This is a genomic window from Proteus terrae subsp. cibarius (assembly GCF_011045835.1).
Classification (GTDB): Bacteria; Pseudomonadota; Gammaproteobacteria; order Enterobacterales; family Enterobacteriaceae; genus Proteus; species Proteus cibarius.
In genome coordinates this window covers 136,526-150,275 of record NZ_CP047350.1, presented here as the reverse complement: position 1 = coordinate 150,275, position 13,750 = coordinate 136,526, and the positions used below count along the sequence as shown (strand labels likewise).

Sequence of the window (13,750 nt, the reverse complement as noted above, 5' to 3'; positions counted from 1 at the left end):
TTTTTGTTACTCAGGGTTTGCTTTGAGAAACAACTTCATTCCAAGTATGCAGCACCTTCGATAGGTGCTGATGCTTTCTGGTGAAGTCCTTATCATCCAAGAGTGCTTTAAATGGCGCGTTCAGGTCACTGCATGTGACGTTCTTGCCGATCACAGACAGGGTATCCTGGAGTGATCCACCAGCAGCATCAAGCCCCATTCTATCGACGGTCTCACTACTCACCATTGCCTGGACAACATTGGTGAATGCCTTTGAGTTGAGCTGCTCAACGCTCAGGGCTGTATTGCATTTCTGCTCAACCGCTTGCTTGTACTGGATGGTGTACTTTGCAGTGATAGGTGACATGGTGTTCATCGCAAGTATGTATGCGTCTACCTCACTGGTCGGTAATGTCGCGGCATAGACTGACGAGCATGATGCGGCTGCGGCCATTATCAAAGTTATTACCTTCTTATTCTTCATTTCTCTGAAATCCCCCTTTAAAATATGGAGCTACAACTCATTTGTACCAATCATAATACTATTGATTTCCAAAAGTATCTCTCTCTACTGACTCTATGATGGCTCGCCTTCCAAACACTTGGCCGCTGGCGGCGGCTGGGCCAACGCCAGAGCCTGATCCACACTATCATCCGCCTGAAAAAAATCTCATTACCTCTGACGGATAAAGAAACAGATTTCCCCCTTTGGCAAAAAACAGATACCAAACAGAAAAAGCCACAGAAAAAACACCTGCAACACACACTTCAAATCTATTTCTTGCAGAGAAATACTTGTAGTGCTTTTTTTCGTATCTCGGGGCTCTCATTTTGACTAGATTTTTCAATGTCAACCAAAGAAAGATAACCCCAGTAGGAAGGATAACTATCACAACCCCAAAGAAATAAATTGTGTATATAATAAAATCAAACCAGTTATTGATTTCCATAAGCCGTCCCCAATGCTGCGCCAATAGCAGAACCATGTGAGCCGTATTTAATCCCTGGATTCCTCATTAGCTCTCTTTAACTTTAATATTTTCCTTAGATTTAAGTATCCATAGATTCCTGAGAACACTCCATACCCCCCCCAAACACCAACGGACAGATATAAGGCGAATTTGCTTAGAGGCCCATTCACATAATTTAATAAAGCGAACACTGCAATTCCTATAAAGGCTCCAGCTAACGGAAATCCAAGCAGATATACTGCTCTATATTTTAAACCGGTTTTTTTCATCTTATTATTTATCTATATGTTTTGAAATCTTATCTACAATGGATGTAGTATCCATATTCATTATCCTCCCTGCTTTTTCAATCAGAAACTCAGCTTCATTTGTTATGTTCTTTGACTCTTCATTAATAATGTCAATGATAGTTTCTAGTGCGATTCCATACTCACCCACATCAATAAATTCTTGCACTTCTATACTTTCAGATTCAGAAAACGAATCAGACAGCACCATAAGCAAAAGATCTAGCGTGGATTCAATTTCTCTATATTCATTTTTCATTTTGGATTCCTTGGTACGTTTGTTGGAAAACCTGAAACAATATCACCATTAGATTCTTGTATTACACGAACATTAATACCTTCTTTAACTGCCTCTGCAATAGTCCTACCACCGCGCCCAGCCTTTCGAGAAACATTTGGATCGGTAGCTATATCGGAAATGACGTGCATAATTTTTTCATCAGACCAACTTTGAGGAAACTCACTTTTTCCAGGCTTGCCTGTTCCTGCTCGATGCCCTCCACCAGTGGCGTCACCATCAAGAATATGCTTACGTCTCTGGGAACTGGCTAGGTCTACAAAATCATCAGCCGTATTTTTAAAAGCGCGTTCCGCAACATTCCCTAGCGCCTTATAGTTGCCAGGCAGGATAATCCCAGCAGCAAAAAGCCCCCCGGAAATCCACTTTTCTCTTGAGGTCGCACAATCACTGGTGATGGTCTTGAAGGTGTCATAGGCGTCCCAAGCGCTCAAGGCAAAGTCTATGGCAACATAAGCCCCCAGAAGAAGCGGCACAAACTCCCCTGTTGGATCTGCATTGCCTATCGGGTTGCTCAGCGCATAGGCATAGGTGTTAATCCCACCAGCCAGCCCAATCGGGTCACTGGTGATGTAACGCCCGGTATTCGGGTCGTAGTAACGCCGCCAGTTGTAGTGGAGCCCGGTCTCCGCGTCGTAATACTGTCCTGGGAACCGCAAATTGAAGGTCGGCCCCTGAGTGGTGATGCTGGCCTTACCGAACGGGCTGTAGCTCGCCTTCCAAACCACTTGGCCGCTGGCGTCGGTTAGCGCCTTCGGGGTGCCCAGATGATCGACGTGGACTTGATAGGTCTGTCCTGACTGAGCAAAGCTCAAGGGGGTGCCATCGAGCCAGATATACTCCGCCAGCACGTCTCCAGTGGCTGCGTCCAGCTCCTCGATGAGGTTTCCTGCCAAGCCGTAAATCAGTAGGCGGGTCTGGCCGTTTAGGGTCTTAGTTACACGCTGATCCAGATGGTTGTAGGTGTAAGCTGCTGTCACTCCAGCGACCGTTGCGGCCACCAGCCGGTTCTGGCTGTCATAGGTGAAGGTATCCGCCCCCTGCTTCGTCAGGTTGCCATTGGCGTCATAGCTTCTGGAGGTTTGCCCAGTCTTCACCAGCCAGTTGTTCATGTAGTTGATGGTGTAGCTTTGGCTCAGGCCATCGGTCGTGATCGAGGTCCTGTTGCCGGTGGCGTCATAGCCATAGCCCAAAACGCCATAGAGCCCCTCAGCAGAGGTGATGCGGCCAACCGCGTCATAACCGAGTGACTGATTGACTGATGAGCTGAGATTGTCGTCTATGGCTGAAATCAACGAGTCTGGCGTGTACCGATAGACCAGCGAATGCACTCTAGTAGCGTCGATGCCGGTGACTCGGTAATTGAGATCCAAAGAGCGACTTTCTGAAATGCCGTTCCATCTGACCATACTGGTGACGGGGCCAAAGGGCGCTCGCTCGATCTGGCTTGCCAGGCTTGTTGTGGTGCCTGCTTGTGTCGTTGCCACCTCGATGACGTCACCGGCTAAATCACGGGTGTAGGAAACCTCACGACCACTGGGATACGTGATCTTCGTGATGAGGCCTGCACCATCGTATTGGTACTGGGTAGTAAGGCTCTGCCCGTGGGTTTCCCAGGTCTCGTAAGCCAACCATCCTTCGGGTGTATAGCCATATCTCCGGACACCGTTGCCATCATCGACTGAGGTCAAGCGGCCCATGCCGTATGGTGAGGTTGCTTCGTCGTACCCGTACAGAATTGGCGATTCGCCAGCGACACCGCTGGATGCCTCGATGATCCGGTTCAGCGCGTCGTAGCTGTAGCTTGTGGTTTGTCCCTTGGCCGTCTTGCGCGTTGCCACGTTACCGGCTTCGTCATAGGTAATGTCGGTGGTGCCGGTGTCCGGGCTCCGGACCTGAGTCACTTCGCCAAAGCCGTTGTAGCTGTAGTAGGTCAGGCGCGAACGAGGGTCGGAGACACGGTAAACATCGCCGGTATCCTTGTAGAGCACCTGCGTGACCTTCCCGAGTGGATCGGTCGTTTGTGTCCGGTGATGGAAGCCGTCGTACTTGTAGGAGTGTGTGTTACCAGAGGGACTGGTCTCCTGTATCAGGTTTGCCACCACATCGTAGGAAAACGATGACTGATTGCTATAGGCGTCGGAGACACTGGAGAGCCAGCCGATTTCGTTGAAGATCCGGCGCTCTATCCAACGGGTCTGGCCCAGCGCATCGAGCAGTCGCTCTTCTACTGGGTTCCCGAGGTCATTGAGCTCAAGCTCGCGCCGGTTGCCCTGTGCATCTGTTTCCGCCACCAGCCGATGTGCAGCGTCGTACTCATAGCTGACGGTTGCACCATTTGGCTTAGTCAGCGAGCTCAGGAGGCCCACAGCATCATAGTTGTAGGCCGTGGTTCCTTCTGGTCCAGTGGAGCTGACAAGTCTTCCTCTGGCGTCATAGGTGAGGGTTTGGGTTACACCGTTGACGCCCTGAATGGTCCCGGCGCGACCGTTCGCGTCGTAGTCACCAAACTGCATCACCTGCCCCAGCGCGTTTGTTGTCCGGATCAGGTTGCCCTGGTCATCGTAGTCAAATGTCGTAACATCGCTGACGTCGGTGCGCGGACCATCAACCGAGGCCAACAGGCTCGGCTTTCCTGTACCAACAGGGGCATAGGTGTAGGTCCATGTCCGGGAAGCGCCCGAGCTGCGATCTGTGACCTTGCGGCTTATCACCCGGAGATGAGTGTCGTAGGTAAGCTCAGTGATCCTGGTTGGTTCCGTGATTTTTGCAGGGAGCGACTTGGAAGGAAGCCAGTCGGTCGTAACCTTGCCCCCATCCTGGTCTATCTGGGTGGTTTCCAATCCCCGGTCGTTATGGGTGAACGTGCGCTTCTGTCCAGCACGATCTGTAATGCTGGAGACGAGGCCTTTGCTGTCGTAGACGTAGGTTTCCTTGCCTCCCACAAAGCCGGTACACGGCGCACCCTCAACAACATCAGGCTTGAGCATCCCGTTGTGACGGCTGTAGGTATATCGCTGAACGTGGCCGAGGGCGTTGGTGACAGAGACGCTTCCGTCAGCGTTGTAGCTTACCTGAGTCTTCTCTGCGCCCCCGGCGTGTTCACTTAGAACTGCCATCCCCTGAGCATCATATCCCCATGTGGCGAAACGGTTGCCGTTCTCGTCCACCAGCCCAGAGAGCAAACCCGGTGCATTCGGGTCATCGTAGAGATAGCTGCGGCTCGTATTGTCCTGGTAGATCACTTCCGCCAGCTTGCCAGCGCTGTTGTACTGGTACTGAATACTGCCACCAGCAGGATCGGTGACACTGACCATGCGGCCATCTTGATGCTGGAACTGGATGTTGCGGCCAAAGCCGTCAGTGATCGAGGATAGCTCTCCGTTCAGATAGCTCAGGGTGATGTGATTGCCGTTGGGCTTCTCGATGCCGGTCAGTCGTCCGGTTTCATCATAGGCCTCGACTACCCCGTCAGATTGAGTGTAACGCCAGCCGGTAGCATCCTTCGTCAAGGTATCATCGGTTTTCCATGTTGGCACCCAGACAGAGGACGAGTTGTAGAACGCGAGTTGTTGCCCTTCTGGCCGGTGCAGGACAACCATGTTCTCACCGTACTTCGAGGCGTTGACCTCGACGCTCCGCGAGTAGGTATGCCGCCAGCCGCCGAGCTCTTCATCAGGAAGGTGGCTATTGTAGTATCTGGTGAATGTGAAAGGGTCGGAGCCTCCGCTTTGATAATCCAGTTCAGCCTGGAACTTGTTGCCGGTGCCAAGATGGATAGGGTTCCCTACACACATGGTCGTTGTTGGTAAGCCGAGATCCCTGTCCAGGAACGGTGTTTTATCCATCTCACCCGGCAGAACATAGGTTGAGCGCCAGTAGACCGTAGCTGGGTCGCCAGTGCAGGTAGTGGGGTCATAATCGCCAGTAGCACCTAGATACTTAAAACAGATCCTGGAGACATAACGGCCATCACCATAACTGGCAACCGGATAAAGCGCATCCCCAACTGGCGTTCCCTTCCCTTGCTCCTCACCAGAGCGATAATTCTTCATGAAGGAATGCGCGTCTATGATGGTGTTGAAGCGCATTTTGTCTACTTCGGTGCTCACGGCTACAACCCGCCATTGTGCAAAAGCAACGCATGGCAAAGTTGCGAGCACCACAACGGCCAATGACCGCAGGTTTCGCATCAGTAAAAGGGAAGGTCTCGATCTCATTTACAGCTCCAGTTTTTATGCTGGAGCTATTTTCAGGTGGGAGAGTCGTTATCAACGACTGCGTTTTTGCCCTTTTAGGGTATGAATACGTGATTTGGAGAGGTTGTGTATTCAGAACAAATGAGAAGCAGGTTACTCATTTCGCTCAAACACTGTGACAAGAACACGTTTTTGGTTGTCGTCGTTGATCACCATCAGGTACTTGAACTTGGAATCTCTATGGCCCCAGACTTCCACGTTATCTACGCGGCCATACTTTCTGGCTTTATGGCGAGCCACTTTCTCGTCAAAGGGTTGAACCTGTAACTCTGGATGCTGGAGGCGACCAACGAGTGAGGCCCACGGTTTTTTAGGGTCTCCAGAGGTTATCCGGGCCTGATACTGATCGATGGCATGTTGAGTAACAAGGACGGGACCAATGGCCGGTGTAGAGATTTCGTCATGGGTTTGAGTATAGGCTTGCTTGTCCACATCGAGGAGCTCAACGTTGCCCTCACCCGGCTCATCCATAAACTCCATGCTCTGCGAAACTTCAATAGTAGCGCCCTTTAAACGTCCAGTGAGGCAAGCCGCAAACTTGAATGCAAACTCCTTGGTGGATTTGCCCAGCGCCAGCTTTTTAATCGCACCTTTGGATACCACCAGCTTGTAACCAGCACCAGCACCTGGCTCTCTGCAAAAAACCTGTTTGTCCAGCGCCAGATAGCGAATGGCTACGAGCTCAGCCAAAAGATCTGCCTCCTCGTTGTCAAAATCAATACGAACATCAAGGATGCCTTTCCGTTTTGTACCAACGCGCCAGAATACAAGGGCTGAATTATTAGAAGTTTTCTTCGAGACAGTAGTCAGTGTCATCATGGTCTATTTCTCCATTATCGGGATAATGGTCGGCATCGCCGCCAGCACCCCTATTCGTTAGGGTTCATTTAGATGCTACCACGGGTTTTAAAAATGCAACCCCTAGTGCCACTCTATTTGTGGTCCCAAGTATTTTTATAAGCTCGGGCTAGGCGTTTCTCTATCACTTCTGACAAATTGCAACCATCGACTTCTGCCAACCGCTTCAAAATCCTGTGGGCTTTATCGCTTATAGTTATGCTTTTACCAACACCATATCCCCTTCTGCGACGTTGCCTAATTGATGTCCCGAGTTTATTGATTTGCTCTGCTGTCAGATATTTATTAATCCATTCAGTGAGTTCTGATGGTGATCGCCCCATGCTGTTCAGGCTGTCCACGGCTTCAAGTTTCTTATCGAATGGGACGTCACGCCAGAAAGCTGGGCGCGAAGCAGCTCTGAGGAGATAGATCGCCGTAGCCTGAGCATCTTCATTGGATACTTTCAAAAAAACACCTTTACCGTTACATGTCACACCAACTTCATCGTGACATGTAACACTTCAAACTGCAAGTATAAAAAAAGGCCAGCTATTGCTGGCCTTTACGTTCATTATCGCAGTTACTCTTTAGGCGTTGTGATGCTTTTTTTCCTTCTGTTTCTCATGGTAGAGATACAGACTGCCGCCAGTGACGACAGTGAAAAAAATGAGCAACCCCAACATGCCTAATGTGAAAGCGTCCATTTGACCCCCTTAGGAATTGCTGACCTTGGTTAAGATTATACCATAGATCCACAGGATAACCCCAATGACCAACACCAAACCGGCTTCTTTGACGGTTATAGTGTCCCCAGATACAGCCAATCCTACAATACCGACACCGATGGCTGTTACGGCGACCTTACGCAGGTCTTCACCGATAGCTCCCAGAGTCTTCTTGTCAGGAGAGAAAAGACGCACAAACCACGTCTTAATACGCAAAAACTTTTTCATGATTACCTCCATAGTTGAAGAGGAGGCGAATCATGCCCGAGAGGGCATGAACACCCCCTCAGGGTTAAAGTTTTAGGCAGACAAAGCTGTTGGCTTCGCCTTGTTCATCTTCATTGAGTTAATGATCTTCGTCGCTTCATCAGCAAACGGGCCAGTAACTTGGATAGGCTCCCTTCTTGCGAAGGAGGCTGTCACCATCATTCTCTGGCCGTGCATCAGATGACGATACCGAGACCGCATAAGCTCAACGTAGGCCGCAGAGTCCCCCTCCCACCCCTCAGGGGGAGAAAAGGGGCACACCGCGTCGTTACCAGGCGTTGTATCAACCTTCGAGACATCAATGACGGCCATACTCAGCTCTCCTTCTCGCAATGAAATCGCGCAGGTAGCGAGCATTCGGGAAACCGAGGCTTCCCTGACTCATCAGGACATCGTTCCAGTCAATCCCTTTCGCTCTGGGCGGGATCGGGAGTTTAGGCAGCAGGACGTACACACGAATGCCGCGCTTCTCCAGCTTGGCTTTCAGCACGTTCGCTGACTTCTCACCAGTCACAGACTTATCTTTGTCAGCCCAGATCAGTACGGTGTGAACACCTTCTGGAACCTCGAAGGACTCCATCAGGGTCGCATTGACCGTTGACCAAACCGGGATTTGAGTGACTCGATAAGCTGACAGGGCTGTTTCCAGCCCTTCTGCAACACCCAGGATACCCTCAGTCGGTTCACCGAGGCGGATGGCCGCGCCATTGACATCCAAACCGTCAGGAATGGGCATCATCTTCTTGGCGTTGCCGACCTTGGCTTTTTTACCGTTTTGGGTGAGATAGGTGCGGTGGAGCGTTACCAGGTTGCCTTCCACATCTCGGATAGCGCAGACGATAGCCGGGAATTTCCCAACTTCATTGCCATCTTCGTCGTAGTAGGCCATAGCCGGATTGAACCGCAGACAGTCTGTTTTTTCTACTTCATCAACCTTGAACAGAAGCTCGCGGTTTTTGAAGTACAGACGCATTGGCTCAGTCACATGACTGGAGAACGGCAAACACTCGTTCCATACCTTCTCGATTTTCTCACGGAGACGAGCACTGTAAGCGCGTTCGCGCTCCATTCTCTTCTCCATTTCTTCTTGGAGCTCAAGCAGCCAAGGCTTAGGTTGTTCACGAAACATCGGAACAACTTTCGGCTTGTTTTCGCTGCTTTGCTCTTCCGGTTGTGTGGCCGCATGTTGTACTTGCGGTGCCGGAGCTTCTACCGTGCGGTTGACCACAGGGGCCGACTCAACATGGTGACTCACCGGCTCAACACCACCGTTCGAGCGAGCGCGGAACTGCGTTACCGTAGCGCCGCGACGTTCCACCAGCCAGGTGTTGCGATGCGTTTGCATAGGTTGTTCTCTCACAACATTCCCCTGCTCGTCCTTAACTTCAACGACGACAGTTACAGGCTCGCGCCCGAGGTTTGTCATGACGATCTCATCCCCATACTTGGCTTCACTTTCACCAATGGCTCTTTCAAGATCCACGCCCCAGATGGTGCGTTCCAAACCGCTCTTGTCACGGATGAAGGCAAAGTAGCTGAGCTCGTTGTCTTCGTTATGCTCATAAGGAGCTTTACCGTGGGCAATCAGAGTACCGGCAATGGATTTTTTACGATTCTTGGAATCGAGAACCTTGTTATTCACCTTCATAGGCTCTTGCTGAACAGGCGCTTTGGCCTGGACAGGAGCTCGTGTCGGTGCAGCGGCTTGTTGATACTGGGGTTGCTCTTTCTCAACGCCCAGATAATCACCAACCTCGCTCAGGCACTGTTTAAAGTCCCAGTTATTGAGCCACATCAGCAGCTCAAAACCATCATGATTGGCACCGCATGTATTGCATACGCCGCCACCAGTCAGGTGGGCATCCTTGAACAGTCGGAAGCCATCTTTCCCGCCGTGGATAGGACAAGAAACATGACGACCAGGTTTACGGAGAGCTGGTTCAAGATGGGGCGCTAGGGCCGCCAGGATGAATAGCCAGTTTCCGTTTGCAGCTTCACGAACGGTGTCAGCTTTGTAGTAAGACATAGGTTTTCTCCTTAGCGTGAACCCCAGCATCGAGGCTTCCTTAAACCCCCGTCGCCAGGGTTTTAAGGAAACCCCGACACCGGGAGAATGTGCCAAGGAGGCTCCCCAGCCGGGGAGAACTCCCCGGCGAGGGGTTTAAAAAGGTCGCCCCCGAAACGGAGGCGAATTTTGTGAATATCACAAGCACAAATGAGTGCCATCTTCCGAGGCCATCATGATTGTGACATCTGCGGTTACAGGATCTGACTTAATCACAACCTCAGTGGGTTTGAAAAAGCCATCTACAGTGGGCATGGGGTAATAAAGACGAATCTTTCCCCAATTCTTGTTGTCGGTAAAAGCGACCTTTGTTTGAGCAACACAAAGCTGCAAAAACATGAAAAGGAAGTCTTCTACCGAGTGCTTACCATCTGCACCAAATACTCCATCGACAATTGCCGGGGTCACTGCCACATTGGTCAGGAAACCAGCTTGTTTACCGATGGAAGATTGGTCCACCAGCAGACCATCATTGATGGCTTGTTGACGGATTTGGGCGAGGTCCAATTTAGCTACTTGGTTCATAAGGTGTACTCCAAAGTTAATGGGTACACCTACCCCGTGCGGGGAAGTGTACCCGCATGGGTTATTGAAAGGTCACGGCCAAAGCCGAGCTTTAAGGTTCCGAGTTTTACGCTGGCTGAATGCGCCAAAGAACGGTCGGAGGAAACGAGTCAGCGACACGCTTCACATTCGCGTAAAGAGTGTCCTTAAAGACACGCTCTAAGCGACGACCACCTTGACGATAAACCAACTTAAAGTCTTGGAATTTGTTCATGGATACCTCCAGAAATAACGGGAGGTATCTCCAGCAGGAGATAGACTCCCGCAGGGATTAATAAATTAACGTTAATTTGCTGTTTGTTTTTGGCGACCAGCTATCGCACGCTTTCGCCCTCAGGGAGGACAAAATCTGCTTACTGATGGCTTAACCATGAGTAAGAAGACTTGGGAAGTAAAGCAGGGGTTTCCCCCTGCCTTGTTATGCCGCTTTGAGGTGGCGAGAGAAAAAGTCCCTGGTTTGCTGGATAGCGCCCCGGAGAAGTTCTCGTCTGTAGCCAGCGTAGCTCTTGTCATCACTGGCAACGGTCAAGCCGTGCAGACTCTCTTCACCCAGGACAATCTCGTTTTCACGAGAGAGTACCTCAACACGTAGGCCAAGCACTCGCTCTTTCCCTTCCAGGATAGAACAAATTGTTTGGTCTCTTACTTCGTCATCCCAGTGGCCCATATCGAAATCCCGCTCAGGGAGTTCAGTAACACGCACCAGGTAGTTTTCAGTGGCCCGTTCCCAAACCACTTCATCTTCGCATGGAGAGGCCTCGATCAGCGAGTACCCGTCCGCTTCGAGCTTCTTGGAAAGACTTTTTACATCATCCGCCAGCTCCAGCACAAAGCGTTCCCAGAGGTCTTGCCAGCGCTCGACCATATCCTGGTTAATCCCTTCAATGCCGGTGCCAATCATGGAATCATCATCAGGGAAGATCCCTGTGAAGTCCACGTTGTCGTCGATGTTCATGCAGTTCCAATGGCTGTAGTGATGCCCGTGACTATTCCGAGTAATGGACAGGTCACAGGAACCATATTCGCGGAGGACAGAAAGCATATTCTCAATGTCTTTCTGTGCCATCAGGTTCTTCACGCGGCTGACAGCATCCACTTGGCCGGGCTCAGTGCTGAATAGGCGATTCATGAGAGCTTTGACGTCATCAACGCTCAAATCCCCGTAGAAGGCTACGCCATCCCCCTGGCAGTATCCGAGACTGTACTCAATCGTCAGATCATCCGGGTATCCACACTTAACCAGTTCGTTTTGAAAATGCTGTTTAATCATTGGTATCTCCTTAATTTCAGAGGGAGACACCATCCCCTCAGGGACCGATGTCCCCCGTGGGGTTAATGTTTGGGTTAAGAAGCCTTGCGGTTTAATTCAGTATCAAATCGAGGACCTTTGAGAACCGCAGTTTTCATAACCTCGAAGTTTCTTGGGTAACGCAGCTTTGAAACTGCGCCAGCTCGGATGTCGGCAGCCTCACTTGGAGAGACTAGCCTTAACCCTTCGCTGGTTTCAGCGTAGAACCAACCGGCATAACGCTCATAGGCATTCTGCTGGTACTGTTCAGTCGCCATATTCTTCCGGATCGCCTCTGTTAAGGCCTCAACAACACCGTCATCTTTCGTGATGATGTTGAAAACATGAGAGACGGTCAGGAAGTTCCCAAAGAAGCAGGCTGCCCCAAGCCAAGGCTGGAACATTTCGCCATTTCGCCCCGTCCTCACCATTGGTTCAAACGGGTATGGGCGATAACAGTGATACTGCTCAAACATCGGGTCAAGAACGTTGTCACCCAGGACATCCAGTAAAGTCTGAATGCTGTCCGGGTCTTGGCCTGCCCACTTACTCCCATTGCTGAGAATCAGTGTTTTACCGTCAGTACGCTCCAGAGCTTGTTCAAAGTTAGACATAGTGCATTCCTTTTGGTTAGGACGCACCACACCCTCTCGGGATGATGCGCCCGAGTGGGTTAGTTGAGAAGGCTTAGCCGTCAAGTCCGTAAATTACGGCGGAGCCGGGCTCCATCTCGACAACTTGTGCGCTTCCTTCTTCTATCAGCTCCTGCATGTAACCAGACTCAGCATCCGGATTACGTTCGCAGTGTTCGTCCCAGCGTTTCAAAAGCCCTTCTGTGGCTTGTCCGTGGGTCTCACCAAGGCCGATAAACTCATAGTGTCCTGTGTTTACGATGATCACCACCATAGCTAGTGCTCTCCTACAGGTCACTTGGTACATACAGGTCATCTTTGATGGCAGAAAAATCGACAGGAGACTGGTCCCCATAGGTTCGATTCACGCCACCAGCATCATCGACACTGACAAAAACCGTGCGGAGTAAACCGCTGGGCTTTGCAGGGTAAACGATGCTGACATGCTGACCTTTGTACTGTTCTGACAAAGTGCTTTGAAGCTCATCAACCGAACGGAATTTCCGGTCGCGGCCAAAGTCCTTAATCTTGATGTCGCCAGGGATTGGATTAGTCATCGTTACCCCCTGCCAGCAGTTTATCTACTGAATGGCCGAGTCCGTTACCAAACCATTTGTCCAGAGCGTCGATTTCCGGGAAGTCCGATTTCACCTGAGCAACAACACGTTCCATTTTGCTGAGAGCATCCTGGAACTCAAGGCCATTACCTGCGGCCACCTCAAGTTTGCACTTGATGTAAGCGGAGTAGGTATCACAGGCCTTAACCAGTGATTGTTCATAGCCACCGGGAGCGAAGGCTATGGCGACTGCATCCTGGAGTTCTTCGGGAAGAGTCTGGATGAGTTTGTCCTCTGCGGCCTTTTCCAGTCGTTCAAACTCACGCTGCAAAACAGCGTTTGCTTTCTTGACCGGTGTTACAACATCCGAACAGAGAACCTCGGCTGCATCATGCAACGAAGCATGAGCAAGCATGACTGCCAGATCCACCGACTTCCCTTGCTGAATGGCAATATTGCCAGCCAGGTAGGAAAGCAGGGTAACAACAGCGCTGTGTTCCAACACAGACTCCGGTTGAACAGAGTGCATCAGTGACCAGCGTTTGATCAGGCGTTGGCGCAAGGCCAGAGCTAGAAAGCCGAAATTTGAATTAGACATAGTGCCTCCAAAATTGGTTGGAGGTACACCAAAGCCGACCGGGCCTTGGTGTACCCGGTTGGGTTACTTAGTTATCTCGGGTCAAGCTGCTTAGCTATAGCGAGTAAAAACGGATGGAATGGATGATCTTGCGGGACACCCCCAACAAGCTCACGGGCTAAACCGACTGAGTTTGTAGCCAACACCTCTTTGACGGCCAGAATGATTTCATTGTCGATTTCATCCTGGGTCTTTCGTTGTTGGTCCACCAGCCGACTTAACTTGTCTAGGCTCATGCTTCTCTCCTTTGTTTGTGGGAGAGAACCCAGGAGGGGTTTCCTCCCGAGGGGTTAGGTTATTGCTGTTTTGGGCCAGCTACCGTTATAGCCAGCAAGCGCTGACAATGAACAAAGAGTATGACAGCCACCTAAAAGGGTAAAA

At 50.7% G+C, this 13,750-nt stretch carries 19 protein-coding genes; all 19 read right to left on the bottom strand.

Annotated elements, in window-relative coordinates:
• Positions 1-10 precede the first annotated feature (10 nt).
• The 19 genes from GTH25_RS18970 to GTH25_RS18875 all read right to left on the bottom strand — a co-directional run bounded on the left by GTH25_RS18970 (position 11) and on the right by GTH25_RS18875 (position 13,605).
• Complete coding sequence (locus tag GTH25_RS18970; RefSeq protein WP_000791469.1) at positions 11-463, bottom strand: hypothetical protein; 453 nt, start codon at positions 461-463, stop codon at positions 11-13.
• A 166-nt stretch (positions 464-629) separates the two neighbouring features.
• The gene (locus GTH25_RS18965) at positions 630-929 is read right to left on the bottom strand and encodes a hypothetical protein (protein WP_011872911.1); all 300 of its coding nucleotides are present in this window, start codon (positions 927-929) and stop codon (positions 630-632) included.
• A gap of 47 nt (positions 930-976) precedes the next feature.
• Positions 977-1,219 carry a hypothetical protein gene (locus GTH25_RS18960; RefSeq protein ID WP_000750746.1) on the bottom strand — a complete coding sequence of 81 codons (243 nt, stop codon included), beginning with the start codon at positions 1,217-1,219 and terminating at the stop codon, positions 977-979.
• A gap of 4 nt (positions 1,220-1,223) precedes the next feature.
• Complete coding sequence (locus tag GTH25_RS18955; protein WP_000787563.1) at positions 1,224-1,496, bottom strand: MafI family immunity protein; 273 nt, start codon at positions 1,494-1,496, stop codon at positions 1,224-1,226.
• Positions 1,493-5,647, bottom strand: a complete 4,155-nt coding sequence (locus GTH25_RS18950; protein ID WP_014342219.1) for an RHS repeat-associated core domain-containing protein — start codon at positions 5,645-5,647, stop codon at positions 1,493-1,495. The genes GTH25_RS18955 and GTH25_RS18950 overlap by 4 nt, the downstream gene beginning before the upstream one ends.
• Positions 5,648-5,887: 240 nt before the next feature.
• Complete coding sequence (locus tag GTH25_RS18940; RefSeq protein ID WP_000988732.1) at positions 5,888-6,613, bottom strand: hypothetical protein; 726 nt, start codon at positions 6,611-6,613, stop codon at positions 5,888-5,890.
• 113 nt (positions 6,614-6,726) lie between these two features.
• Entirely contained in the window at positions 6,727-7,101 is a 375-nt protein-coding gene (locus tag GTH25_RS18935) for a hypothetical protein (protein WP_000868821.1), read from the bottom strand.
• A gap of 120 nt (positions 7,102-7,221) precedes the next feature.
• Positions 7,222-7,338 carry a hypothetical protein gene (locus tag GTH25_RS18930; protein WP_000338626.1) on the bottom strand — a complete coding sequence of 39 codons (117 nt, stop codon included), beginning with the start codon at positions 7,336-7,338 and terminating at the stop codon, positions 7,222-7,224.
• A 9-nt stretch (positions 7,339-7,347) separates the two neighbouring features.
• Complete coding sequence (locus GTH25_RS18925) at positions 7,348-7,587, bottom strand: permease (protein ID WP_000714162.1); 240 nt, start codon at positions 7,585-7,587, stop codon at positions 7,348-7,350.
• A gap of 72 nt (positions 7,588-7,659) precedes the next feature.
• Complete coding sequence (locus tag GTH25_RS18920) at positions 7,660-7,938, bottom strand: hypothetical protein (protein ID WP_000268337.1); 279 nt, start codon at positions 7,936-7,938, stop codon at positions 7,660-7,662.
• Positions 7,925-9,652 (bottom strand): DUF7146 domain-containing protein, encoded by a 1,728-nt coding sequence (locus GTH25_RS18915; RefSeq protein WP_000122923.1) that lies wholly within the window; start codon positions 9,650-9,652, stop codon positions 7,925-7,927. The genes GTH25_RS18920 and GTH25_RS18915 overlap by 14 nt, the downstream gene beginning before the upstream one ends.
• A 177-nt stretch (positions 9,653-9,829) precedes the next feature.
• Positions 9,830-10,216, bottom strand: coding sequence for a hypothetical protein (locus tag GTH25_RS18910; RefSeq protein ID WP_001077335.1), 387 nt, complete (start codon positions 10,214-10,216; stop codon positions 9,830-9,832).
• Positions 10,217-10,322: 106 nt separating this feature from the next.
• On the bottom strand, positions 10,323-10,469 hold the full coding sequence (locus GTH25_RS18905) for a hypothetical protein (RefSeq protein WP_001032042.1): 147 nt from the start codon (positions 10,467-10,469) through the stop codon (positions 10,323-10,325).
• A gap of 204 nt (positions 10,470-10,673) precedes the next feature.
• Positions 10,674-11,525, bottom strand: a complete 852-nt coding sequence (locus GTH25_RS18900) for a hypothetical protein (RefSeq protein ID WP_000595210.1) — start codon at positions 11,523-11,525, stop codon at positions 10,674-10,676.
• Between the two features lie 74 nt (positions 11,526-11,599).
• Entirely contained in the window at positions 11,600-12,157 is a 558-nt protein-coding gene (locus GTH25_RS18895) for a pyruvate dehydrogenase (RefSeq protein WP_000064431.1), read from the bottom strand.
• 73 nt (positions 12,158-12,230) lie between these two features.
• Positions 12,231-12,449 (bottom strand): hypothetical protein, encoded by a 219-nt coding sequence (locus GTH25_RS18890; protein WP_000260293.1) that lies wholly within the window; start codon positions 12,447-12,449, stop codon positions 12,231-12,233.
• A gap of 13 nt (positions 12,450-12,462) precedes the next feature.
• Entirely contained in the window at positions 12,463-12,732 is a 270-nt protein-coding gene (locus GTH25_RS18885; protein ID WP_000184110.1) for a hypothetical protein, read from the bottom strand.
• Complete coding sequence (yfbR, locus tag GTH25_RS18880; protein ID WP_000071870.1) at positions 12,725-13,330, bottom strand: 5'-deoxynucleotidase; 606 nt, start codon at positions 13,328-13,330, stop codon at positions 12,725-12,727. The genes GTH25_RS18885 and yfbR overlap by 8 nt, the downstream gene beginning before the upstream one ends.
• Before the next feature lie 71 nt (positions 13,331-13,401).
• Positions 13,402-13,605: a hypothetical protein gene (locus GTH25_RS18875; protein WP_000050848.1), complete on the bottom strand. Its 204-nt coding sequence runs from the start codon at positions 13,603-13,605 to the stop codon at positions 13,402-13,404.
• Positions 13,606-13,750: the final 145 nt, after the last annotated feature.

Coding starts and splice junctions, on each gene's coding strand:
- GTH25_RS18920 (WP_000268337.1), bottom strand. CDS start 7,938: ATGGCCGTCATTGATGTCTCGAAGGTTGATACAACGCCTGGTAACGAC.
- GTH25_RS18895 (WP_000064431.1), bottom strand. CDS start 12,157: ATGTCTAACTTTGAACAAGCTCTGGAGCGTACTGACGGTAAAACACTG.
- GTH25_RS18930 (WP_000338626.1), bottom strand. CDS start 7,338: ATGGACGCTTTCACATTAGGCATGTTGGGGTTGCTCATTTTTTTCACT.
- GTH25_RS18940 (WP_000988732.1), bottom strand. CDS start 6,613: ATGATGACACTGACTACTGTCTCGAAGAAAACTTCTAATAATTCAGCC.
- GTH25_RS18890 (WP_000260293.1), bottom strand. CDS start 12,449: ATGGTGGTGATCATCGTAAACACAGGACACTATGAGTTTATCGGCCTT.
- GTH25_RS18955 (WP_000787563.1), bottom strand. CDS start 1,496: ATGAAAAATGAATATAGAGAAATTGAATCCACGCTAGATCTTTTGCTT.
- GTH25_RS18965 (WP_011872911.1), bottom strand. CDS start 929: ATGGAAATCAATAACTGGTTTGATTTTATTATATACACAATTTATTTC.
- GTH25_RS18925 (WP_000714162.1), bottom strand. CDS start 7,587: ATGAAAAAGTTTTTGCGTATTAAGACGTGGTTTGTGCGTCTTTTCTCT.
- GTH25_RS18885 (WP_000184110.1), bottom strand. CDS start 12,732: ATGACTAATCCAATCCCTGGCGACATCAAGATTAAGGACTTTGGCCGC.
- GTH25_RS18960 (WP_000750746.1), bottom strand. CDS start 1,219: ATGAAAAAAACCGGTTTAAAATATAGAGCAGTATATCTGCTTGGATTT.
- GTH25_RS18970 (WP_000791469.1), bottom strand. CDS start 463: ATGAAGAATAAGAAGGTAATAACTTTGATAATGGCCGCAGCCGCATCA.
- GTH25_RS18905 (WP_001032042.1), bottom strand. CDS start 10,469: ATGAACAAATTCCAAGACTTTAAGTTGGTTTATCGTCAAGGTGGTCGT.
- GTH25_RS18900 (WP_000595210.1), bottom strand. CDS start 11,525: ATGATTAAACAGCATTTTCAAAACGAACTGGTTAAGTGTGGATACCCG.
- GTH25_RS18915 (WP_000122923.1), bottom strand. CDS start 9,652: ATGTCTTACTACAAAGCTGACACCGTTCGTGAAGCTGCAAACGGAAAC.
- yfbR (WP_000071870.1), bottom strand. CDS start 13,330: ATGTCTAATTCAAATTTCGGCTTTCTAGCTCTGGCCTTGCGCCAACGC.
- GTH25_RS18875 (WP_000050848.1), bottom strand. CDS start 13,605: ATGAGCCTAGACAAGTTAAGTCGGCTGGTGGACCAACAACGAAAGACC.
- GTH25_RS18910 (WP_001077335.1), bottom strand. CDS start 10,216: ATGAACCAAGTAGCTAAATTGGACCTCGCCCAAATCCGTCAACAAGCC.